This window comes from Bacillus sp. FSL K6-4563 (assembly GCF_038630405.1).
Lineage (GTDB): Bacteria > Bacillota > Bacilli > Bacillales > Bacillaceae > Bacillus > Bacillus pumilus.
Genome location: NZ_CP152030.1, coordinates 1274109 through 1296710, shown reverse-complemented (window position 1 = coordinate 1296710; position 22602 = coordinate 1274109). Strand labels below are relative to the sequence as shown.

Here is a 22602-nt window from a genome sequence, read left to right as displayed (position 1 = left end):
AACCCTCTTTCTCTCCAATAATATTTTCTACAATTGAATTGTACACAATTAAAATTCAAGAGTCAACGAATACACACTCTTTTTTTAAGATTTCCTTTCTCCTCTATTTTATGTAAACAGTAAAAAAAGCCCTTAATAAGGGCTTTTAGATGATGTCATGCTGCGCATTTGGTTGTTGTAGCGTATGATTTCTGTTATCCGGGTCGGCATTTGCTGCTGCCAGCCATAACGCCAGGATGGTGATGCTTGTACAGACGACTGCCCATTTTTTAAAATTCATATAAACAATCCCCTCTCTGAATATAGATTCGAGCATGTTCCGCTTCTCCGTAGAACATGGAAGATTTTTCATAATCTTCCATTTCATTATAATACTTTGCGGTGTCTAATGCCAGCTCCTCTATATCTGGATATGCATAGGCAGACTCTAAAAAATGAAAAATTCGTTTAATATGCTCCGCATCTTGCTTTAAATACAATGCTTCTAAAAATATCGTCTTTTGAATATGAATGTCATCTTGAAGCGCTTCTGCTCGCTTCATACATTCTTCTCTGTAGTGTAAGGCTTCTTCGTGTTTGCCTTGTTTGTATAATATCTGAGCGGCTGTATAAAGAGGGTCTATGGATCGACGAAGATGATCGGATTGATTTTGGTCAAATAACGAGATGGATTCTTTCATTAGTTCGAGTGCGCGGTCAAGATCGCCCATTCGGTAATAACTGTTGCCCATATTAAACAAAGAGGAAGCAATAAAACGCACATTTTGAAAGTCTCTTGATCTCGCAAGCGCTCTCTCGAGATGTGGTAATGCCTTTTCATGTCTTCTCATATCATCATAATTACCTGCCACAATAAATTCGCATTGGATCGTGCGAAGCGCATATAGCTCATGTTGAATATAGACATCTCGCGCCAGTTTGGCATGATGCATCGAGATATGTGTTTGTTTCATGTGATAATATATTTCTGACATTTTAAAATGAAATTCCGCACGTTCAATATCATCTGACACAAAAGAAAGCTTGTGCTCTGCCTTTTGATAAGACGAGATGGCAGCAATATACTGCCTACGGCCAAATTCATACATGCCTCTGAAAAAATGATAGTAGTATTCAAGCATGCCTGTGACATGTGTTTGATGCTCATCTATTTCTTTCGAAAGCTCGGAAAAGTTGGCGCGAAGCTTTCCTTCCTTTAATGGCTTTAAATAATCGAGCATGACCTCATGTCTGAATTCCATTAAAGAAAAATAGAGAAGCAAATTCTGATCTTCTTCCATTGAATCAAGAGAGGTGCGAATTTCCTGCTTTAGTTGTTCTGCTTGTTCTGAATCAAATCTGCGGATTAATTCATACCACTTGTTGATTTTCACTCCAATATCCGAAGAGGGAATGATTTTCGCCATACGTTGCCTTCTCCAATCTTCTCAAAATATAAAACATTACCATATTTTATCATACTTGACCGAAGAAATACAAAAATGAAAGGAAAAAGAGAGCCCTTTTGTCACAAGACTCTCTTTTGAATTCGTTATTCTCTTATTTGTCCTTGACCGCGAATGACAAACTTTTCAGAGGTTAAGGCAGGCAGACCCATAGGTCCTCTTGCATGCAGTTTTTGTGTACTAATCCCTATTTCTGCTCCGTAGCCAAATTCAAAGCCATCTGTGAACCGAGTAGAGGCATTATGATAGACAGCGGCAGCGTCGACAGCTGTTAAGAAAAGTGACGCATTTTGATCATTTTCCGTAATGATCGCTTCAGAGTGCTTGGAGCTATACGTTTGTATATGCTGAATCGCTTCTTCTATATTGGCTACGATTTTAATACTGACAATCGGCGCTAAAAACTCTGTTTCATAGTCCTCTGTGGTCGCTAATGAAGCACTTGGCGCAAGAACACATACAGCTTCATCGCCCCGTATCTCTACCCCATTTGCATGAAGGGCTTCACATAACGAAGCGCCATATGTTTTTGCCCATGCTTCATGAATGACAATGCTCTCGATCGCGTTGCAAACAGACGGCCTTTGGGTTTTAGCATTCAGCACAATCTGCTCAGCCATTTCGTTTTTCGCTGTTTCATCAATGTAGATATGACAGTTCCCTGCACCTGTCTCAAGCACTGGCACGGTAGACTCTCTCACAACAAGATCAATTAAATTTTTCCCGCCGCGCGGAATAAGGACATCCAGATATTCATTTAAAGTGAACAGCGTTTTCGCCGTTTCACGGCCTGTATCTTCAATCAATTGCACACTGTCTACTGGAATATCCGTTGTGTGAAGCGCTTCATGGATCACCTTCACAATCGCTTTATTACTATGGATGGCAGAGGAGCTCCCGCGAAGAATAACAGCATTCCCAGTTTTCAAACAAAGGGTGGCAGCATCTACAGTCACGTTTGGTCTTGCTTCATAAATCATTCCAACCGTTCCAAGAGGCACACGCACCTTTTCGATGTACAGACCGTTTTCTTTTTGAATGGTTTCTAATGTTTCACCAATTGGGTCTTTTAGGTGAATGAGTTGAAGGGTCGCGTCTGCGATGGCTTCAATTCTCTCTTCCGTGAGTCTAATCCGGTCAATAACAGAAGGCGTGAACTGCTTTTCCTCTGCAGCCTGCACATCCTTTTTATTCTCATCGAGTAAATAAGCGGAAGATGCTTTAAGTGCCGTTGCGATGGCATGTAAAGCTGCATTTTTTTGCTCCGTCGTTTTTAGGAGCAGCTGATCTTTGGCTACACTTGCTTTTTTTGCTTTTTCAAGAACTTCATTCATCGTATTCCCTCCTCAGTTTTGTACATGCTGTACCCAGTGATCTCTGTGTATGACTTCAGGCTTCTCATTTGAAAGCTCATCACTTCGCATTCCTTTAATACTGAGAAGCTCATCGGATGCGTACAAGGTTTGTCCTTTACCTACTAGCCCATTCGGACCGACGACTTCAACGACCTCTCCTTTAGAAAAGTCACCAGCGACATCAATGACGCCAGCTGGAAGAAGACTTCTGCCATGATGCAAAATCGCCGCTTCCGCTCCTGCATCTATCATAATTTTCCCAGAAACGGGTGAATGGAATTGAATCCATTGACGGCGGTTGTTAACAGCTGATAAGTCCTGTTCTCCGATATACGTTCCGTCTCCTTGACCCGCTAGAATATGAAGCAGCTTATCCTCACCAGTACCTGTACCAATGAAGACTTTCACGCCTAGTGAAAGTGCCGTTTGTGCAGCAGACAGCTTTGATTTCATCCCGCCTGTTCCCACTTTTGAGCCTGTGCTCTTCGCATATGAAAACAATTCTTCTGAAATGTGTGTTAGTACATCAAAACGCTTCGCCTCAGGATGCTCATTTGGATTTGCATTATAAATACCATTAATGTCTGTTAAGATGATCAATTGGTCTGCATGAATTAATCCACTGACAAGAGCTGACAGCATGTCATTATCACCAAAGGTAAGCTCCTCAATGGAGACAGAATCATTTTCATTAATGATCGGTAAAATTTTTCTTTCTAGCAGCTCCATCATCGTTGCATAAGCATTTCGATATCTTGTTCGATCTGAAAAGTCATTACGGGTTAAAAGCATTTGTGCAGGTGTCATGTGAAACTGTGAAAATAGTTCTGTATATTTCTGCATTAATAAGCCCTGACCAACGGCTGCTGCTGCCTGTTTTCCCTTTAAGGTCACAGGTCTTGATGGATACCCTAAGCTGCCAAACCCTGCTGCCACGGCTCCTGATGAAATTAAAATAATTTCATGCCCAGCCTCTTTCAGCTTTGCTATCGCTTTCACATGATCCTGCATTTTTTGTTCATCAATGGCTCCTTTTTGCTCTGTTAATGAACTGCTGCCAATTTTGATGACGATCCTTTGCTTTTTCATTATTGATTCCCTCCGCTATACCTTTAGGCACAAAAAAATCCCTTTTTCTCCTTATGTAAAGGACGAAAAGGGATTTTCCGTGGTACCACCTTCATTGAATAAGCATACTTCTAGCTTATTCCACTCAACTCCTGTAACGCCAGGCACGCGCTTAGATTTTTCCTCTAAGGCTCAAAGGGCAGGTTCAGCAGCTGTCTGCGGCAAATGTTTCAGCATGTCATTTGCTCTCTTTACGCATCAGTTCCTGCTTACTATTCCTTTTCAACGCTCGTTAATTTTTTTATATTATCACCAATTGCTAAGGAAAAGTCAAGCGGTCAATTAAATACAATCGTTTTATTCTCATGCACAATAATTCGATCTTCTAGATGCCATTTGACGGCACGTGCAAGCACACTCCGCTCAATTGTTCGGCCAATATTTTTTAAAGCTTCCGCATCATCCCGGTGATCTACACGCTCAATATCCTGTTCAATGATCGGTCCTTCGTCTAAATCATTGGTCACATAATGAGAGGTTGCGCCAATTAATTTGACTCCTCGCTCATATGCCCGCTTATATGGATTCGCACCGATAAACGCTGGCAGGAAGGAATGATGAATATTAATGATTTTGTTCGGGTGTTGTTCTATAAATCCAGGCGTTAAAATTTGCATGTATCTAGCAAGCACAATGGCATCAATATCATACTCTTCTAATAATGTGAGCTGCTGTTTTTCCGCTTCTTTGCGAATGTCTTTGTTCGCCTTCACAAAATGGAACGGAATTCCAAGCGCTTCTACTGTATCTTTTGCCGTTTCATGATTGCTGATCACGACCGCAATTTCAGCCATCAAATTGCCGCTTTGCCATTCCCATAGCAGCTCATGTAAACAATGAAGCTCTTTTGACACAAAGATTGCCAGCTTTTTCAGCTCACTTGCACGCGACATGCTCCACGTCATTTGAAAAGATGCTGCAATTGGTTCAAACTGCTGCTTCAGCTGATCCATATTTGCCGAGATGTCTTTCCAATCAAATTCAATTCTTAAAAAGAACCGGCCGCTTTCATGATCTGTTGTGTATTGGCTGGATTCAATGATATTTGCTCCGTGCTCAAATAAAAAGGAAGAGACAGCTGATACAATTCCAGGCTGATCCGGGCAGCTGACAAGTAATCTTCCTTTTTGCTCATGCTTTTGTCTGTGTAATTCAAGTTTCTCTGTTATCAAAGTTCTCATGTATCATGACCTCATTTACGTTTTCATTCTAATGAAATATTATACTGGACTGGAAAGAGAAAAAGCAATGTAGAGCCCTATTTTTCATTGAATATTCATTCAATTCTGCACCTATCGTGATATAATGTGAATAGACCTTTTATCATAAAAGGAGTGATGGAGATGAAAAGTATGACTTTGTTTGGAAAAGTGAGCTTTTGGCTCGGCATCATTTGTCTGATCACAGGTATTTCTCTTTTTATAGCCGGTGAAAGACTCATTCCTTTTCTCACATTTGGTGTGTGTTTTCTGCTTGTTAGCCAGCTTTACCGCAAAAATGAAAACGATTCCAATCATCATTCGATGTAACAAAAGGCTGGCATCTATCTGCCAGCCTTTTCTTATTCAATGATTTTCAATCCTACTGCCGCAGATAAAATCAGTGCGATGAAGAAAATACGTTTTGCGTCTTTCGATTCTCCGTAAAACAGCATACCGACGATGGCGCCTCCAGCAGCTCCGATTCCAGTCCAAATGGCATACGCCGTTCCCATCGGAATCGTGTTCATCGCAAGAGACAGCATCAGAAAGGACATCGAAAAGCCAGCCGCAATGAATAAAATCCATTTGACATGCTTGTCTTTTTGGAATTGGTTCATCATGGTCACACAAAACATTTCTAAGATGCCTGCTCCAATAAGTAAAAGCCAGCTCATGATTCAGCCTCTCCCTTCTTTTCACCTGTTGTCAGCTTCAGTCCTAATACACCGCACAAAAGCATGACAATCAAAAGCAGTTTGACAAGCTGAACCGGCTCACCAAGCACCATGCCTATGACGACGGTTCCTGCTGTCCCAAGCCCGGTAAAAACGGCATAAAGTGTGCCAACTGGGAGTACACTTGTTGCTTTCAGGAGTAAATAAAAGCTCACGATAATACAAACGATGGTTGCGCCCCATTCTATGAGCGAGTGGGCATATTTCAGCCCCATCACCCAGCCGACTTCAAAGATGGCCGCAATAAAGACATTTCCCCATTTCATCTGATCTTCTCCTTTCTGAACGATTCCAACCAACAAAAAAAGCCTGGAAATCGATCGTTTGATCAAATCTCCCGGGCTTTTATCCCTCCGTGTCCATATGGCCTCTTCTAAGACCCTATGTGTTTTCTCTCGGTCCAGACTGCGCCAGCGCACGGAACCCTAGAAAACCAATTCATGATAAACAGACCTGACTTAGAGCAGATTCTGTATTAAAAATCTTATCACACCCCGATATGCCGGTCTACCAGTTTGCTCTCCCTCTTCAAATATACTTGTTCATTTTTCGAAAGAAATGGTTTCGGACCGGCGTATACTAAGTGTTAGAAACAGATCAACTGATAAAGAAGATCTGCGGGATATTTGCGTGCTGCTAACCGAAGGGAAATGAACGTATATGACAATCCATTTATTTTTTATTACATTGACGATCAAGCGTAAATACAAGGACATGGAGACCGTTCTTTACGAACAAGAAGTTGAAACATTTTATGAAGAAATGAAACAGAAACAACTAAAGTATATGAACTAAAACAGAAAAAATATGGAAGAAGGACCAAGTTAGACACGCTCAGACGTTAAAGGAACGATCATATCGCTGGTATAATGAACTCAGATTGATGTGATGAACGTTCAACTTTAGGATGCTGCATTTATAGATCATCCGTTGTATCGGCCCAAATAATGAAACCAAGAGGTGGATCGTATGATGATAACCGACGTACAGAAACATGAATTTTATCAAGCACTGGTTGACAAGAATCCGCAATATGACGGCACATTCTTCGCCGGCATTAAGACGACCGGTATCTTCTGCCATGCCACATGTACCGCTAGAAAACCAAAATATGAGAACTGTGAGTTTTTCTTTACAGCAGAGGAAGCACTGTTAGCAGGGTATCGTCCGTGCAAGCGCTGCACTCCATTAACCTATCCAAACAGCATTCCAGAAGAAGTCAAAACACTCGTTTCAGCAGTTGAAACACATCCTGAAAAACGCTGGAAAGAAGAGGACTTTCGCGAGTTAGGGATTCACTCTGCAACGGCCCGACGGAAATTCAAAGAAATCTACGGCATGACCTTTGTTCAATATGCGAGATCACGCCGAATGGGGCTTGCCTTTAAAGAAATTATGAATGGAAAAAAAGTGATTGATCAGCAGGTCGCCTTGGGCTATGATTCTTCGAGTGCCTTCAATGATGCCTTTACGAAAATCATGGGAAATCCCCCTAAAAAGGCGCAGACTAAGATTCTCCATGCCAATTTTATTTCCACACCGATTGGACGCATGATCAGCGTGACAGATGCCGCGCATGTGTATTTACTGGAATTTATGGACAGGCGGGGACTAGAAAAGGAAATTGAGAACATGAGAGAAAAGCATCATGCGCGTATTTTAGTTGGGGAAACAAACGTCCACCAACAATTGGTAAAGGAATTGACCTTATATTTCGAGAAAAAACTGACGCAGTTTACCGTACCACTTTCCATGCATGGCACCCCTTTTCAAATGAAGGTGTGGGACCTGCTCACACGCATTCCATCAGGCGAAACAAGTTCATACCGAGATCTTGCTGTGATGCTGGGCGATCCGCATTTGGTCCGGGCGGTAGGGAATGCAAATGGTGCCAATCAATTGGCGATCATCATTCCATGCCACCGCGTCATTCAAACAAGTGGTGAGCTTGGCGGCTACGGCGGCGGGGTTGAACGTAAGAAATATTTACTTCAGCTAGAACAGCGGATATAAAATAAAAACGGCTCTGCTTATTTTGTAAGCGAGCCGTTTTCTTCGTTGCGGGTGATGCTGTATACATCAATGATTTGGTCCCATTTTGAAATGGTTTTTTCTTTTTTCATGCCCATTTTTAAAGCGACCTTTACCGATGCTTCATTGTCTGGGCGGATTAAGCTCACCATTCGTCTGACCTTCATTTCTTCAAAACCATAGGTGAGACAGCCTTTTGCGGCTTCAGCAGCATAGCCATTTCCCCACGCTGCTTTTTTTAGCATGTAGCCGATTTCAAGTTCTGTTTGTCCTTCAATGTTTTGCAGAACAATCCCGCTTTGTCCAAGTGGTTCATTCGTTTCTTTGTCTTCAATGATCCAGAGAGAAGTATGATACATACGGTCATTCTTTTGATTCCATGCAATCCACTCTTTCGTCTGCTGCTCATCCTTCAAAGAAGGATAATACTTCATTACTTCTTCATCTTGGAACAACATGTCATATAAAAATGGTGCATCATGTTCATTCATCGTTCTCAGTCTAAGGCGCTCTGTTTCAAGCACTGTGCGTGTTTGAAGTTTCATTTATGATCCCCCTCTCACTTACTGATTAAAAATATCACCGAACAATCCATTTGAATCTGGGGCAAAGTAATGGATTCCCGCACCGGTTAAACTAGCTGCCAGCGCCGTCCACATCATTAAACTGACTGTCATCCACACCGCAACTTGCTTTCTCTTCGTCCCGAAGCTCATGCACATAAATGCCGCTAGATGACTGCCGATGATAAAAGGACCAATAAGCGCTAATCCCGGGAGACCATATCGTTCCCAAATTTTTCTGGCTCGCAGTTGCTTTTTTTCTCCTTTTTCATCACTTTTGTCCTCTTTTCTTCTCAACCGCCATGCTTTGAAGCGGTCTACGAAAACAATGAGGAGCAAGACTGTGAGAAAGTTGCCGATGAATCCAATTACAGCCGTTGTCACAGGATGCAGTCCACCTAAGATGGCCAGTGGAACAACACCAACCACTTCAAAAAAAGGCAAAGCAGCCAATACAAAAACAAGTACATATCCCCATAAAATATCCAAGCATAGAACCCCTTTTCATTTTTGTCCTCTTCCCATTGTAATGAAAAATACGCTACCATTTCTACATTTTTTTAGAAAAAGAAAAGCACACCGGATGGATGTGCTCTATTTTTTACATCGTGTTTTCATTTTTCTTGTTCGCCCGGCGTAAGACCATGAGCATAAGCCCTATTACGATCACAACCGATAGTAGACTTTGCATGAGAAGCACGCTTGGTGATGTCCAGCCAAGCCATTCGAATATGAGCTGCGGTCCGAAGAAGATAACCGGTATCAATGAAACGACATTCGCCTTTAAGATTGCATTAAAGACAATGATACATAACAGCATAAGCAGGATGACGCCCAATCTTTGACCTGAGGTCAGCACAAGTAATGGTGTGCCGAGCTTTTGATCCAATAGTTTGATTGTGACCATTGAAGTCAGTTGAAAGATTCCTAAGATCCAAAAATAAAGAAATGCCCGGCCGCCTGTCTGAAAGGCAGACGCTCTAAACATCACAATAATCATGATGACATTGGCTACTAAAACGAGCGGATAGCCAATTAACGCATACCAAGAATAGGATAAGCTTTGACTGATCGCATCTGATAAAATCATATAAAAGAGTGAACCAATTAAGAAGGCACTGACGAAAGGAACCCAGTCTTTATGGTTTCCTGACAGCTCTTTTGCGAGTTCATCAGCATAGCCCCTCGGATCTCCGCCAAACACAGCCTCCCCTGTTTTGCCATCTTTTTCAGCCTCAACCGCATGTGTCGTTAGCTCATCCATCAGCTCATCAATTTCGCCCTCATTTTTTCCCATTGATATGAGATAAAATTTCAGCTCTAGTAAGATGTGTCTTGTTTCTTTTGATACCATAATCTCACTTCCCTTTTTGTAGTAAACAGTTCACATTTTTTGAAAGCTCACTCCAGCGGGTCATAAACTCTGTGAGCGCTTGTTCTCCAGCTTGTGTGAGCGTATAGTATTTCCTTTTCGGCCCGCTTGCTGATGCTTTTGTGACAGTGGTCACAAACTGTTCCTTTTGCATACGCAGCAGAATCGGGTAGATACTGCCTTCACTAATTTGATCAAATCCATAATGAGCGAGCTTCTTCGTCATTTCATATCCATAAATCTCACCCTCTGAAATAATCGACAGCAGGCAGCCTTCTAAAATTCCTTTTAGCATTTGTGTGGATGTTGTCATCTTTGTTCCTCCGATTCCAGTACCTTGCATCACAAGATAGCATCATCTTACCACACACTATCTTGCCATGCAAGATACCGTTCTAGAAAAAAATCACCGCTTAAAGGGTGATTTTTACGCCCATGGTTTATCTGTCCCAAGTGCGTCAGCCAGTGCCTTGCTATGCTTTCGGCGGCTTTTTCTTTCTTCAGCCCGCTGTTTTGCGGTTTGATGCAGCATGATTTCTTCCTCTGTTTCCGGCATGACTTGTGGGACTTTCTTAGGCTTCCCATTGTCATCTAACGACACAAAGGTAAGAAATGAAGTCGCTGCGAGTCTGCGCTCTCCAGACATCAAGTTTTCTTTGATGACCTTGACGAACACTTCCATAGAAGACGTACCCACCCATGTGACATAGGACTCTAAACATACCGACTCCTTTTGTCCAATCGGCTCTAAAAAATCAACTGAATCCATTGATGCCGTGACCGTTTCACATCGGCTGTGCCTTGCTGCCGAGATGGAGGCAATGTCATCTATATAACTCATTAATTTTCCACCAAATAAGGTTTGGTGATTATTCGTATCGAGAGGGAATACCCTGCTGGTTTTGACAACTTTTGATTCCTTGCAGTATTTAAAATTTTCTTCACTCATCATCATAGCTCCTTCTTGCTGTTTTCGTGAATGCGGAACGACTTTTATTAAACACTATTCTTTTAGGTTTGTCTAAACATTTTGCTTTAGTCTCCTGTGAGAGATTTTCTTTCGGAAATGTTTCAACTATGACTAGAACGAGGAATAATAGAACTATGAACAAACAAGGAGGCCATTTGATGGATTCTATGAGAGCAGAACAAATACACAAAATGCCGCAATGCATGAGTGAATATGACGATTTACAAGAAGTCCTTTTATGCAGTCCCATCTATATGGAAATCAAACAGATCATCAACGAAACCCAAAAACATTTTGCAAGAGAAAATATTTCTCAAATGAAAGCCATTACTCAGCATAAGCAATTGATCCAAACCCTAAAAGACCATCAAGTACGCCCCATTATGCTTCCTGCAAATGACCGCTTTCCTGAACAAGTGTTTACCCGGGATATTGGGTTTACGATTGGACATACACTCTTTGTTTCAAGCATGGCCGCTCCAGTTAGGCAAGGAGAAGAACAATTGTTAAAAGAGTGGGCACAGGGAAATGGGTTGAAGACTGTTACCCTGACAAATGGAACGATTGAAGGCGGCGATGTGCTTGTGGATCAAAGACGCGTATTTGTCGGAACGAGCAAAAGAACAAATCCAGCCGCTATTCATGAGCTTAAAAAAGAACTGCCGGATCATGATATCATTCCCATTCATCTTCCTGCTCACATTTTGCATCTCGATTGTGTGATGAATATTCTCTCTCATGATGAGATATTGATTTATCCAGAAGCGTTCAAAAAAGAGGATCTTCACCTGCTCAACATGCATTATCATCTAATTGAAATAAGCGAACAAGAGCAATTCACACTCGGCCCAAACGTTTTATCCATTGGACAGAAAAAAGTGATCAGTTTGCCCATCAATCAAGAAACAAATGCTGCATTAACCGCTCACGGCTACACTGTCATTGAAGTGGATTTTTCAGAAATCATTAAATCTGGCGGCTCTTTTAGATGCTGCACATTGCCGATTCGGCGTACGTTCACTAAAAAAGCCAGCGTGTAGAACAGTTTGTCTACTTGCTGGCTTTTTATCTGCCTATTTTTATGTCCGATCGTATAAATGACAGGCGACATCATGCCCTTCTTCTACTGCTTGTAATGTTGGCTTTTTTTCAGCACACACATCCATCGCTGCAGGACACCTTGTTCGAAATACACAGCCGCTTGGCGGGTTCACTGGACTTGGAATTTCTCCCTTTAAAATGAACCTTTTGCGCTTGTCCTCCACGTCAGGATCTGGAATGGGGATCGCTGACAGCAATGCTTGTGTATAGGGGTGCAGCGGTGTTTGATATAACGTATCACTGCTAGTCAATTCGACGAGATGACCTAAATACATGACACCGATTCGGTCGCTAATATATTTGACCATCGACAAGTCATGCGCAATAAAGAGAAATGTCAGCCCTTCCTCCTTTTGCAGTTTCTTCAGCAAATTCACGACCTGCGCTTGAACGGAGACATCTAGTGCAGAAATTGGTTCATCTGCCACAATAAATTTCGGCGCTAAGGCGAGTGCTCTTGCAATACCGATTCTCTGCCTCTGCCCTCCGCTGAATTCATGAGGATAGCGCGTGGCAAAGTCATAGCTAAGTCCAACAGCTTCCAGTAGTTCTTTCACCCGGGCAACCCTTTTCTTTTGACTCCCATAAAGGTTATGAATCTCCATTGGCTCCAGCATAATATCTTTTACAGATAGCCGCGGATTTAAGGAGGAATACGGATCTTGAAACACCATTTGAATTTGCCGATTAAAATCAAAGGATTCTTTTTGTGAAAGGTGATGAAGGCTTTTCCCTTCATACAAAGCTTCTCCATCTGTCGGTTCATAAAGGCGCATAAGCACTTTTCCAAGTGTGGATTTCCCGCAGCCGGACTCGCCAACAAGGCCAAATGTTTCGCCTTGTTTCAGCTGAAAGGAGACACCGTCTAGCGCTTTTAGCGTTCTTCCTTTCGATAGATGAAAATGTTTTTTGAGATTGTTTACTTGTAAAAGTGGTTCAACTGCCATGACCTTTGCTCCTCTCGCTTGGCAAATACCGTCTTGCACCTGCCCATTCTTTTTCATATGAAGTGCCAGCAAGGGAAAGAAGTTCAATTTCTCTGCCGGTTTTAGGCGAATGAAGCATCATACCGTCACCTGCGTAGATCCCAACATGGCGGACTGCTCCCTTTCCGTTGTCATTGGCGAAAAACAATAAGTCGCCTTGTTCTAAATGGCTTGATGCGACCGGTGTTCCTTGCACTGCTTGGTCACTTGCATCCCTCGGCAAAAGATATCCGCACGCTTTATACATGCTGTAAGCAAAGCCCGAACAGTCATAGCCAAAGCTGCTCATGCCGCCCCATAAATACGAAAGACCAATAAATTGTTTTCCCTTGTCTACAACATCTTTGCCGGCCATAGAAAAAATGGATGAAACTGGCTGCACATCTGCTTTATTGATTTCTCTCGTCCCTGCTGGTGTGACAACACGAAAGCAATCACTCGTTTCTTCTACAGCTGTGAGCTCTGTTAAAAAACTAATTTCCATGTCCGCTTGCCCGTTTCGATAGAGCATGGCTTTTTTCTGACAAACGATATGAGATATAGTTGGTGCACTTCCTTCTGTCACTTGCTTTAGTTGGTTCGCAGGTATATAGCCAGGATAGCCTTGTGGGTGTTTCCGGCTGGCTTGCTGCGGAATAACGACTTTCATCCAGCCGTCTGTTTCTTCTAAGCCAATGACTCGTTCACCGAGCAGTACTTGCGACTGGATCAGATTTTCTTCACATAAAGCCAGTTTTTCTTCATATGTTTGCTTGTCAATCCACTCTTTGAATTTGAAGGAGCTCTGAAGTACCTTTTGATCGATTTCTCTCGGTGACTGCGGCGCTGTCCATACGTTCGCAACTGCAACCTTTGATTCAAATATCATCATGAGACTCCTTTCACTCCTTGAATGCCTAACCCATGATGCGGCGGGAAAAAGATATCTTTTCCTTTGTACACGATTCCTCCGTCCACCATGTCCTCTTTTAGCATGAGCGGGGCATCAAAATCATAGCGGGTGATATTTGGCTGGCTGGCGGCGAGATGAGCGGCTGCTGTAATGCCAAGTTTTGACTCAATCATGCTGCCAATCATGCACTTTACGCCGTATGCTTCTGCCAGTGCATTGATTTTTAGGGCTTCTTTTATGCCGCCTGATTTCATTAATTTTAAATTGATTAAATCACAGCTTCTCGTTTCAAGCACCTTGATCGCATCATGAAAACTAAAAATACTTTCGTCTGCCATTATCAGTGTATCTGTTGCCTCCGTCACACGGCGTAGGCCTTCGATATCTTCTTTTGGCACTGGTTGCTCGACTAGCTCGATATTCATTGGCTCCATTTTCCGAATGGCTACGACCGCTTCCTTCCACGTCCAGCCCTGGTTCGCATCGAGTCTAATCTGAATATCCGGCCCGATCTTTTCTCGAATTCGCTTGATACGCTGAATATCCGTATCTATATCATCTTTTCCTACCTTGATCTTTAATGTCTGAAAGCCTTCAGCTGCGTATTGCTTCGCATCTTCCGCCATCTCAAGCGGACGGTTTACACTGACCGTATAATCGGTTTCAAGCTGACTGCGATATCCGCCAAGGTATTGATAAAGTGGAAGTCCTGCCTGTTTCGCTAAGCCATCATAAATGGCCATGTCAACCGCTGCCTTTGCGCTTGTGTTGCAAGCGAGCACCCGGTTCATATGAGAAAAAATTTGTTCATATTCTGACAAGGAAGCTCCAAGCAAACTCGGTCTGATCACTTCGCAGATGGCATAGTCGATGCTTTCCAGCGTTTCACCTGTAATCACTGTTGTCGGGACTGCCTCTCCGTAGCTGACGTCACCTTGATCATATGTGATGATAACGATCAGAGATGCTGCGTCATACACCGTTCGTAAAGCGGTTTTGAAAGGCTTTTTTAGCGGTACACTCATTCTACATGTACGAACATCAACGATTTTCATTTGATCGCCTCTTTCGCTGCAACGCCTGGAGAAATGTGCAGTTTTTTTCCTGTCGCATCTAATGCAGCCTGCGTGCCCATTGGAATGGCAAAGTTTGGCGAAGAATGACCGATCCGGAAGCCCCCAAGTGCAGGTTTCTTTTGCGGGACAATATAGGTGTCCCATACTTGATTCAATGTGAGGGACTGATCTTTCTTTTTTGGCTCACATTGATGAAAATCTCCAATGATGAATCCAGCCGCATCATCCAATTTTCCAGCAGATGTGAGGTGCTGCATCATTCGATCGATTTTATAGGGTTCTTCGTCAATATCTTCAATGAACAAAAGCTTTCCCTTCGTATCGATTTCAAAAGGCGTACCAAGTGTTGTCACGATGAGGGCAAGATTTCCTCCTGCAATCTCACCTGAAGCGGTGCCCGGATAGAAAGTATGAAGGGGTGACAAGTGGTGCGCATACGTAAAGGCTTTCGGTGCGAACAGCTGTAAAAAGGTATCTTTCGTATAAGGATGGACCTCCTCAAGTCCCACATCAGAGGAAAGCATTGGCCCATGAAACGTCACAAGACCCGTCTGCTGCTGGATGGCCGTATGTAAAAACGTAATATCACTATAGCCCCAAAAGATTTTTGGATTCCGGCGAATCAGGTCATAGTCAATGACTTCCGCAAGTCTTCCAGTCCCGTATCCTCCGCAAGCACAAATAACCGCCTTCACTTCTGGATCTTGAAACATACGATGAAGATCCTCCACTCTTTCATGATCATGACCTGCTAAATATCCATACCGGCGGCCCAAATACTTCCCTTTTTTCACCTTTAGCCCGAGGCTTTCTAAAAAGGCAATCCCTTTTGCTAATTTCAGCTCATCAGGCGGACTTGCTGGTGCAATAATCCCCACCGTATCCCCTGTTTGAAGTGCCACTGGCAGCTGGCTCATGCCATATCCCCTCTTTCTCTTTGTTTCTTTCAATCTATGGGTTTCTGCTTCATAACATGAACGAATAAAGGAACAGACGCTTTTATCTAAAAGCGTCTTAGATTGTTGACAAAGGGCTAAAATGATGTTTATTTTAGCCCTTTGTCTTCTTTTCAGCGTGATAGAAAACCTTTGCAGTCTAGGAAGGACGAGCACTGGCGCGGAGCGAATTTGTCATTCGTGAGCACCAGCGCGCAGGACTGACAACGAATGCGAGGGTTTGTCTACACGCTGAGACGCTTTTATCTAAAAGCGTCTTTTGATCCTAATATTACTCTCCATCTACTTGTGCCCATTTCAAATCGATATACCCAACAGGGTGACGGACAATCCCCTTCACTCCTTCTTTTTGTAAATGAACTTGGTTATAAAAATGAATCGGAATGATCGGTGCTTCTTCAATGAGAAGTGCCTCTGCATCATGAAGAATGTTATTTCTCTTTTGCTCGTCTGCTTCCTGGCTCGCCTTTTTGATCAGCTGATCATAGGTATCGTTTGACCATCCTGTCCGGTTCATCGCATTCCCTGTTTGAAAGCTCTCTAGGAAATTGATCGGATCTGCATAGTCTGCTAAAAATGAACTTTGTGAGAATTGGAATTTGAGCGCCTTTTGATCTTCTGCAAACACATTGGCTTCCATGTTTGCAAGCTTCACATCTACACCTAGCGCTTCTTTCAGCTGCTGCTGGATGGCTTCAGCTTTTTTCTTGTTCTCAGGCTTTGTACTGTATGTCAATGTGACGGCTGGCAGTTTTGAATAGTTCTCTTCTTTCAGCCCTTTTTCTAATAACTTCGCAGCTTCACTCTTATCATTCTTCAAAAGATCACCGCCAGCTTTTCTGAAATCCTCACCCTTTGAATCAAGAATGCCTGGCGAGACGAAGGCACGTGCTGGCTTCTCTTCATTTTTCGTTACATAATCCACGATATCTTGCGGGTTGATCGCCATTTGAAAAGCTTTGCGGATGTTCTTATTTTGAAAAGGTTCCATGTTCACATTCAGACGATAAAAGAACAATCCAGCCTGGTCTTCAATTTGTATATCTTTATTTTTCAGCAGATTTTCACTTTGCTCTGCTGGGACAAAGGCAGTATCTAAATCTCCTGATTGATACATTTGATAGTCTGTGTTTCGATCACTGATCATCAGCCACTTCACTTGATCCAGCTTGACTGTTTTTTTGTCCCAATACGTCTCACTTTTTTCCATTGTGAAGCTCTCATCATGCTTCCACTCTGTCAGCTTGAACGGTCCATTTCCGACAAAGGTTTTGGCGTCTTTTGCCCAGTTTGGGTCCTTCTTAGCTACCTGTTCATTGACAGGAAAAAAAGCAGGGTTTGCGGTCATATTTAAGAACGATTTCTGCGGATATGCCAGTGTGACCTTAAGCGTTTTGTCATTTACAGCGCTGACTTTCACGTCTTCTTTGTTTCCTTTTCCGCTGTTAAATGCCTCTCCGCCTTCAATCATGTAGGCTAGGAACGATGCAGATGAGCCTGTTTTCGGATCAAGCAGCCGCTTCCACGCATATTCAAAGTCACTCGCTTTCACTGGATCACCATTTGACCACTTGATGCCATCTCTTAAATGGAACGTGTACGTTTTTCCATCCTCTGATATCTCCCATTTTTCCGCCATTGCAGGAGATGGTTCGTGCTTTTCATTCAGTCTTGTTAATCCCTCCATTAAGTTATTGAGTCCTTGCCACGATACATTATTAAAACCAATCGGCGGATCAAACGACGTCGGTTCATTTTCGTTATTTAAGGTTAATATTTTCTTTTCACCCTGATTGCTTGATGATCCTTTCCCTGCTTGCTCATTGGCTGTACATCCTGCGAGCAGCATGATCGTGAACAAACATATACTGATGATCCATCCCTTTTTTCTCATCAAAAACTCCCCCTTTGTGTTGAAGATAAAACGGTTTGATTCGCTCGCTCATCTTGGAGCCAGCAATGCACTTTGTGGGTAGGTGACCGCTGCGTTTCGTGCGGCATGATATGATCACACACCTTCATGGCGGACGGGCAGCGATCTGTATACGGACAGCCCTTTGGCGGAGCAAATAAATCAGGCGGGCTTCCTTCAATTGGAATGAGTTCATCTTTCATATCAAGTCTTGGAACGGATTGCAGAAGTCCTTTTGTATAGGGATGCTGCGGACTGTAAAAAATATCTCGCCTCGTTCCGACCTCCACCATTTTCCCTCCGTACATGACGGCTACCCGGTCTGCGACTTGGGCGACGACCCCTAAATCATGTGTGATTAAAATAATGGTGACCCCTGTTTTTCTCTGAATCTCTTTAAACAGCTCTAATATTTGTGCCTGTATGGTCACATCCAGTGCGGTCGTCGGTTCATCAGCAATCAGCACTTTGGGCTCGCAAATCAGTGCCATGGCAATCATGAGCCGCTGCCTCATTCCCCCGCTGAACTGGTGAGGGTATTGCTTTAACCTTTCCTTCGGCTGCGGAATGCCGACCAAATCAAGCATCCGAATGGCGGCTTCTTTCACTTCTTTTTTCGTCAGCTTTTGATGCTCCTTTGCCGCCTCCATGAGCTGATCCCCTATCGTCAAGGTTGGGTTCAGTGCGGTCATTGGATCTTGGAAGATCATCGAAATATCGACACCTCGTATGGCGCGCATTTCTTTTTCAGATAATGACAGCAAATTTCGGTCTTCAAACCAGATTTCTCCCCGATCAACATGAGCGCTGTAAGCTGGCAGCAGCCTCATAATGCTTTGTGAAGTCACACTTTTCCCGCAGCCTGACTCTCCTACAATGGCAAGGGTTTCTTTTTCATATACATCCACATTCACCCCGCGTACCGCTCGAACTGAGCCGCCATATGTCCGAAAGCTGACGTGCAGATCGATGATTTGTAGAACTTTTTTCAAAGCGCCATCACCTCTTCATCTTCGGATCAAGCGCATCTTGCAAGCCATCACCTAAATTGTTAAAGCAAAACATCGTGAGCGAAATAAAAAACGCAGGGAAAAATAAACGCCACCAATGCCCGTTATCTGACAGCACTGTCGGCAGCGCATCATTTGCCATCACGCCCCAGCTTGCAAACGGTGCTTGAATGCCTAAACCAAGAAAGCTTAGGAACGCTTCTGCAAATATCGCGGTTGGTACAGTTAAGGTCATCTGAACGATAATCGGCCCCATCGTATTCGGCAGCAGGTTGCGGCGAATGATACGAAGGCTCTTTGCACCAAAGGTTTTTGAGGCAAGGACATATTCCTGGCTTTTCAGCTGAAGAACTTGACCTCTCACGATTCTTGCCATTCCAATCCATCCGGTGACAGTGAGCGCTACAATAATGGTGACGAGCCCTGGCCCCATCAGAACCATCAATAAAATGACAACAAGTAAATAAGGAAGACCGTAGAGCACCTCGACGATTCGCATCATGACATGGTCATATCTCCCGCCCTTATAACCGGCAATGCCTCCATAGATCACGCCGATGGCAAAATCAATCAGGGCTGCCATGACGCCTACAAATAAAGAAATACGCGCCCCGTACCATGTACGCGTGAACACATCTCGTCCAAGCTCATCCGTTCCGAACCAGTGAGCAGCGGATGGCGGCAGATTTTGCATCGAAAGACGCTGCTCTGTCACGCTATTAGGTGCAAGCAATGGGCCTAATAGTGCCATGATAAAAAGTAAAATCAATACCGATAAACTAAACATCGCAAGCTTATTTTGCTTCAGTCGCCTCCATGTGTCTGCCCAATACGAAAGAGAGGGTCTTTTAATGGCATGGGCCTCCGTTTTCTTTTGCTCTCTCGGAGAAAACCATTCGTCCGGCACTTCATGATGCGGATTCGGTTGATCCTGCTGCAAATGTATACTCATGCCTTTCCTCCTTTCTGATGCAGCTGAATCCTTGGATCAAGCAGGCGATACGCCACATCGACAATGAAAAGAAGTGTGATTAAAATGATGCTGTAAAAAACAGTGGTTCCCATGATGACAGGATAATCACGGTTGTTAATACTCTCGACAAAGTATTTTCCCATGCCAGGAATCGCAAATATTTTTTCAATGACAAAACTTCCTGTTAAAATGCTTGCGACAAGTGTGCCAAGAATGGTCACAACAGGCAAAAGCGCATTTCGAAGTGCATGTTTAAACACAATTTTAAAGGGAGAAAGTCCTTTTGCTTTAGCAGTGCGAATATAGTCCTGAGACAGCACTTCAATCATGCTCGATCTTGTTAACCGGGCAATAATGGCCATCGGACTAACGGCAAGAGCAATGGTTGGCAGCACCATATGCATCGGACTTGTCCACATCGCTGTAGGAAAGAGCTTCAAATTCACAGCAAGCTGCTGAATTAATAAGGTAGCAAAGATAAAGTTTGGAATGGATATACCGAAAACAGCAATGGTCATGCCGATATAATCAATCAAGCCATTGTGCCGGAGGGCAGCCATGACCCCTAGCAGGATGCCGGAGATGACAGCAATCAATATTGAGATAAGACCAAGTTCTAATGAGACTGGGAAGCCTCTCGCCAATAGATCATTGACACTTTCAGAAGGCTTTTTAATGGAAGGACCAAAATCAAAGGTAACGATGGATTTTAAATAGATGACATATTGAACATACAGTGGTTCGTCTAAGTGATAGTAGCTTTCGAGGTTTCGCTGGACGGTTTCGTTTGTATTTCGTTCTTCATTGAAGGGCGATCCTGGGATGACCTTCATTAAAATAAACGTTAACGTCGTAATCGTTAAAATCGTGGCAATCATCGCAATAAAACGCTTGAGCAAAAAGCTGGTCATCTGCCGTCTCCCCCTCGCTTAACAAAATGTTGTACGTGCGGCAAGCTCTGTCATGACAAGCATCGCTTGGTAGGCTTCTAATATATTCTCTGCTTGATACGTCACCGTTGTTGTCCCTTCAATAATGGCAGTACCAGGCATTAAATTCGCCCATTCAGCTTGTCCATAATTGGCAAACTCAATCTTCAGCAGCGGCTGATCAGGAGGCGTCAGCGGCTTGATGTGATGAATCTGTTTCATTGCGGCTTCCACTTGCTGTGAGATTTGTTGGTTGACTTTGGCAGGAGTGAGACATTTCACAGCAGATCTTGATATGGTCTCTTTCACTGCCACTGTTTTCACACCAGGCATCAGCTTCTCTGCTTCAAGAGCTGCTTGATCGTCTCCGCAAACAAGAATCACCGGCACACCATAGTAGCCTGCAACATACGCATTAAAGCCCATTTCACCAATTGGATGATCATTTATGTAAAAATGTCTAACACCAAAAATCATACTGTGGGACATCACACCTTTCATAGACGCCCTCGCATGATAGCCTAAAAAAACAGCAGCATCATAGGTTTGATCTAACCCTTGAACCATTGAATAAGGCTTGACGTCACCAGATATAAGAGATGCTTCTTCATGCAATTCTTCAATCAACAAATTATTCATTTTAGAATGACTGTCATTGACCAAAATATTGGTTGCGCCATGCTGAAGAAGTGCCTCCACACAGGCATTCACTTCACCCGTCATGATCTTTCTGCCCCGTTCATAATTGTGCTGACGGGCATCGACAAATGTATGATCAGCTAGACCAGTAATCCCCTCCATATCGACAGATACATAGAGCTTCATTCCCATCCCCCTTAAATTAAACTTAAAATTTGTGTATATTTTTCTAAATTTTCTAAAAAATTATATGATTACTTGATCGATTTTTCAATACAATGTCTGAAAATAAGGAAATTAGACTCAGATATTATAGATCAAAAGACTGTACGACAAAGGATTTTTTTAACAAATAAAACACCACTAACTATGTCTTTAGTGGTGTTTGTCTGCTTCGTTAATCTGTGATTTCAGCTGTTCATATTTCTTCATCGTTTGTGTAAATAGATCATTAAACATCTGAGGTGCCTGCTTTTGAATAACCTCGGCGCCTTCTCCTGTAATGCCCCCTTTTGTCGCCACTCTATCGACGGTTTCAGCAAAGGTGAGGCCCCGTTCTACAAGGACTTGACCTGTGCCTAAAAGGGCATACGTTAAAAATTCATACGCTTCCTCTAAGGAAAGCTCACTATTTCTCACAGCAGCTCTCGCCATTTCTTCAAAAAGAGCAGCGATAAAACCAGGAGATGAGCTCGTCAAGTTACTCGCCGCATCGAACTTGTCTTCTTCAACTTCACGTACGATGCTAAAAGCTGAAAGCAGGCGGTGCAAACGCGCCTTTTCTTCCTCTCCAGCAGTTTCACCATGCGCAACGAGGGAAACGCCCGTTCCAACAGCTGACGTGAGCGTTGGGATGTATCTGGATATTGGTTGAGTCGTATGCTTTGATAACTTGTCTAACGTCACAGCCGCGGCTACTGACACAATATGCACCGATTTGGCTGCTGAAGACAGTTGATCGAGTACATCAAGTACAGCAAGCGGCGGCACGCAGATAAAAAGTACATCACATGACGCAGAAAGTTCCTCTAATGAGCAGATGTTTATTTCTTGATGCTTGTCTTTAAGTTGAAGCAGGCGGTCCGTTTCACTTCTTGTGTGGATCATGATTTGATGTGCATCGAGCACTTCTTTTTCCAGCCATTTTTGCACCATCATATCAGCCATGCTTCCATATCCAATGATTCCAATTGTCTTCACAGTTTAATCTCCTCTATTTTGCTTAGATTCACTACTTATTTTAACAATTTCCCACAATGTTTTCATTTTTATCCCACACTTTTTTCTTACGATCAAGTCAGTATCCACAACAAAAGGTAAAACCCCTT

Annotated in this window: 26 protein-coding genes, 1 riboswitch and 1 other annotated feature; of the genes, 4 read left to right on the top strand and 22 right to left on the bottom strand. The window is 43.1% G+C overall.

What is annotated here, in order from left to right:
* Positions 1-145 precede the first annotated feature (145 nt).
* The 5 genes from MHH54_RS06380 to purU form a co-directional block, all read right to left on the bottom strand.
* Positions 146-280 carry a hypothetical protein gene (locus MHH54_RS06380; protein ID WP_003211284.1) on the bottom strand — a complete coding sequence of 45 codons (135 nt, stop codon included), beginning with the start codon at positions 278-280 and terminating at the stop codon, positions 146-148.
* Positions 270-1406 carry a Rap family tetratricopeptide repeat protein gene (locus MHH54_RS06375; protein WP_003212073.1) on the bottom strand — a complete coding sequence of 379 codons (1137 nt, stop codon included), beginning with the start codon at positions 1404-1406 and terminating at the stop codon, positions 270-272. The genes MHH54_RS06380 and MHH54_RS06375 overlap by 11 nt, the downstream gene beginning before the upstream one ends.
* A 125-nt stretch (positions 1407-1531) precedes the next feature.
* On the bottom strand, positions 1532-2779 hold the full coding sequence (locus MHH54_RS06370) for a glutamate-5-semialdehyde dehydrogenase (RefSeq protein ID WP_106029828.1): 1248 nt from the start codon (positions 2777-2779) through the stop codon (positions 1532-1534).
* 12 nt (positions 2780-2791) lie between these two features.
* Entirely contained in the window at positions 2792-3889 is a 1098-nt protein-coding gene (proB, locus tag MHH54_RS06365) for a glutamate 5-kinase (RefSeq protein WP_003211523.1), read from the bottom strand.
* Between the two features lie 55 nt (positions 3890-3944).
* Positions 3945-4163: a binding site (T-box leader), on the bottom strand.
* A gap of 43 nt (positions 4164-4206) precedes the next feature.
* Entirely contained in the window at positions 4207-5109 is a 903-nt protein-coding gene (purU, locus tag MHH54_RS06360; RefSeq protein ID WP_003212058.1) for a formyltetrahydrofolate deformylase, read from the bottom strand.
* Positions 5110-5271: 162 nt separating this feature from the next.
* On the opposite strand from purU, the gene MHH54_RS06355 reads away from it, so the two are divergent.
* Positions 5272-5457 (top strand): hypothetical protein, encoded by a 186-nt coding sequence (locus MHH54_RS06355; protein WP_003211372.1) that lies wholly within the window; start codon positions 5272-5274, stop codon positions 5455-5457.
* A 32-nt stretch (positions 5458-5489) separates the two neighbouring features.
* On the opposite strand, the gene MHH54_RS06350 is transcribed toward MHH54_RS06355, so the two are convergent.
* Complete coding sequence (locus MHH54_RS06350) at positions 5490-5804, bottom strand: multidrug efflux SMR transporter (RefSeq protein WP_003212530.1); 315 nt, start codon at positions 5802-5804, stop codon at positions 5490-5492.
* Positions 5801-6130: a multidrug efflux SMR transporter gene (locus MHH54_RS06345; protein ID WP_003211810.1), complete on the bottom strand. Its 330-nt coding sequence runs from the start codon at positions 6128-6130 to the stop codon at positions 5801-5803. The genes MHH54_RS06350 and MHH54_RS06345 overlap by 4 nt, the downstream gene beginning before the upstream one ends.
* A gap of 66 nt (positions 6131-6196) precedes the next feature.
* Positions 6197-6304: riboswitch (guanidine-I (ykkC/yxkD leader) on the bottom strand.
* A 220-nt stretch (positions 6305-6524) separates the two neighbouring features.
* On the opposite strand from MHH54_RS06345, the gene MHH54_RS06340 reads away from it, so the two are divergent.
* Both MHH54_RS06340 and MHH54_RS06335 read left to right on the top strand, forming a co-directional pair.
* On the top strand, positions 6525-6659 hold the full coding sequence (locus tag MHH54_RS06340; protein ID WP_003212325.1) for a YrzI family small protein: 135 nt from the start codon (positions 6525-6527) through the stop codon (positions 6657-6659).
* Positions 6660-6833: 174 nt separating this feature from the next.
* The gene (locus tag MHH54_RS06335) at positions 6834-7877 is read left to right on the top strand and encodes a trifunctional transcriptional activator/DNA repair protein Ada/methylated-DNA--[protein]-cysteine S-methyltransferase (RefSeq protein WP_003212344.1); all 1044 of its coding nucleotides are present in this window, start codon (positions 6834-6836) and stop codon (positions 7875-7877) included.
* A gap of 17 nt (positions 7878-7894) precedes the next feature.
* Here the strand turns inward: MHH54_RS06335 and MHH54_RS06330 are convergent, their stop codons facing one another.
* The 5 genes from MHH54_RS06330 to MHH54_RS06310 form a co-directional block, all read right to left on the bottom strand.
* Positions 7895-8440 (bottom strand): GNAT family N-acetyltransferase, encoded by a 546-nt coding sequence (locus MHH54_RS06330; RefSeq protein ID WP_003210777.1) that lies wholly within the window; start codon positions 8438-8440, stop codon positions 7895-7897.
* Positions 8441-8458: 18 nt separating this feature from the next.
* Positions 8459-8947, bottom strand: coding sequence for a small multi-drug export protein (locus tag MHH54_RS06325; protein WP_003211008.1), 489 nt, complete (start codon positions 8945-8947; stop codon positions 8459-8461).
* 112 nt (positions 8948-9059) lie between these two features.
* A complete protein-coding gene (locus MHH54_RS06320) occupies positions 9060-9812 on the bottom strand; it encodes a hypothetical protein (RefSeq protein ID WP_003211870.1) in 753 nt (250 codons plus the stop codon).
* Positions 9813-9816: 4 nt separating this feature from the next.
* Entirely contained in the window at positions 9817-10143 is a 327-nt protein-coding gene (locus tag MHH54_RS06315) for a PadR family transcriptional regulator (protein ID WP_003211220.1), read from the bottom strand.
* 114 nt (positions 10144-10257) lie between these two features.
* On the bottom strand, positions 10258-10779 hold the full coding sequence (locus MHH54_RS06310) for an acyl-CoA thioesterase (RefSeq protein ID WP_034619972.1): 522 nt from the start codon (positions 10777-10779) through the stop codon (positions 10258-10260).
* A gap of 179 nt (positions 10780-10958) precedes the next feature.
* On the opposite strand from MHH54_RS06310, the gene MHH54_RS06305 reads away from it, so the two are divergent.
* Positions 10959-11840, top strand: a complete 882-nt coding sequence (locus tag MHH54_RS06305; protein WP_226805087.1) for a dimethylarginine dimethylaminohydrolase family protein — start codon at positions 10959-10961, stop codon at positions 11838-11840.
* Positions 11841-11879: 39 nt separating this feature from the next.
* Here MHH54_RS06305 and MHH54_RS06300 read toward each other — a convergent pair whose 3' ends face one another.
* The 10 genes from MHH54_RS06300 to proG all read right to left on the bottom strand — a co-directional run bounded on the left by MHH54_RS06300 (position 11880) and on the right by proG (position 22474).
* On the bottom strand, positions 11880-12848 hold the full coding sequence (locus tag MHH54_RS06300) for an oligopeptide/dipeptide ABC transporter ATP-binding protein (RefSeq protein ID WP_003211497.1): 969 nt from the start codon (positions 12846-12848) through the stop codon (positions 11880-11882).
* The gene (locus MHH54_RS06295) at positions 12838-13755 is read right to left on the bottom strand and encodes an NlpC/P60 family protein (RefSeq protein WP_342500796.1); all 918 of its coding nucleotides are present in this window, start codon (positions 13753-13755) and stop codon (positions 12838-12840) included. The genes MHH54_RS06300 and MHH54_RS06295 overlap by 11 nt, the downstream gene beginning before the upstream one ends.
* A complete protein-coding gene (locus tag MHH54_RS06290; RefSeq protein WP_106029836.1) occupies positions 13755-14834 on the bottom strand; it encodes a dipeptide epimerase in 1080 nt (359 codons plus the stop codon). The genes MHH54_RS06295 and MHH54_RS06290 overlap by 1 nt, the downstream gene beginning before the upstream one ends.
* Positions 14831-15772, bottom strand: a complete 942-nt coding sequence (locus MHH54_RS06285; RefSeq protein ID WP_034619974.1) for an LD-carboxypeptidase — start codon at positions 15770-15772, stop codon at positions 14831-14833. Before MHH54_RS06285 ends, MHH54_RS06290 begins: the two co-directional genes overlap by 4 nt.
* Positions 15773-16082: 310 nt before the next feature.
* Positions 16083-17705 (bottom strand): peptide ABC transporter substrate-binding protein, encoded by a 1623-nt coding sequence (locus tag MHH54_RS06280; protein ID WP_342500795.1) that lies wholly within the window; start codon positions 17703-17705, stop codon positions 16083-16085.
* A complete protein-coding gene (locus MHH54_RS06275; protein WP_003211032.1) occupies positions 17705-18715 on the bottom strand; it encodes an ABC transporter ATP-binding protein in 1011 nt (336 codons plus the stop codon). The genes MHH54_RS06280 and MHH54_RS06275 overlap by 1 nt, the downstream gene beginning before the upstream one ends.
* A gap of 7 nt (positions 18716-18722) precedes the next feature.
* Positions 18723-19685 carry an ABC transporter permease gene (locus MHH54_RS06270; RefSeq protein WP_003211386.1) on the bottom strand — a complete coding sequence of 321 codons (963 nt, stop codon included), beginning with the start codon at positions 19683-19685 and terminating at the stop codon, positions 18723-18725.
* Positions 19682-20617, bottom strand: coding sequence for an ABC transporter permease (locus tag MHH54_RS06265; protein WP_321999080.1), 936 nt, complete (start codon positions 20615-20617; stop codon positions 19682-19684). The genes MHH54_RS06270 and MHH54_RS06265 overlap by 4 nt, the downstream gene beginning before the upstream one ends.
* Positions 20618-20635: 18 nt before the next feature.
* Positions 20636-21460, bottom strand: coding sequence for a M55 family metallopeptidase (locus MHH54_RS06260; RefSeq protein WP_003211925.1), 825 nt, complete (start codon positions 21458-21460; stop codon positions 20636-20638).
* 189 nt (positions 21461-21649) lie between these two features.
* Positions 21650-22474, bottom strand: coding sequence for a pyrroline-5-carboxylate reductase ProG (gene proG, locus MHH54_RS06255; RefSeq protein WP_340989333.1), 825 nt, complete (start codon positions 22472-22474; stop codon positions 21650-21652).
* Positions 22475-22602: the final 128 nt, after the last annotated feature.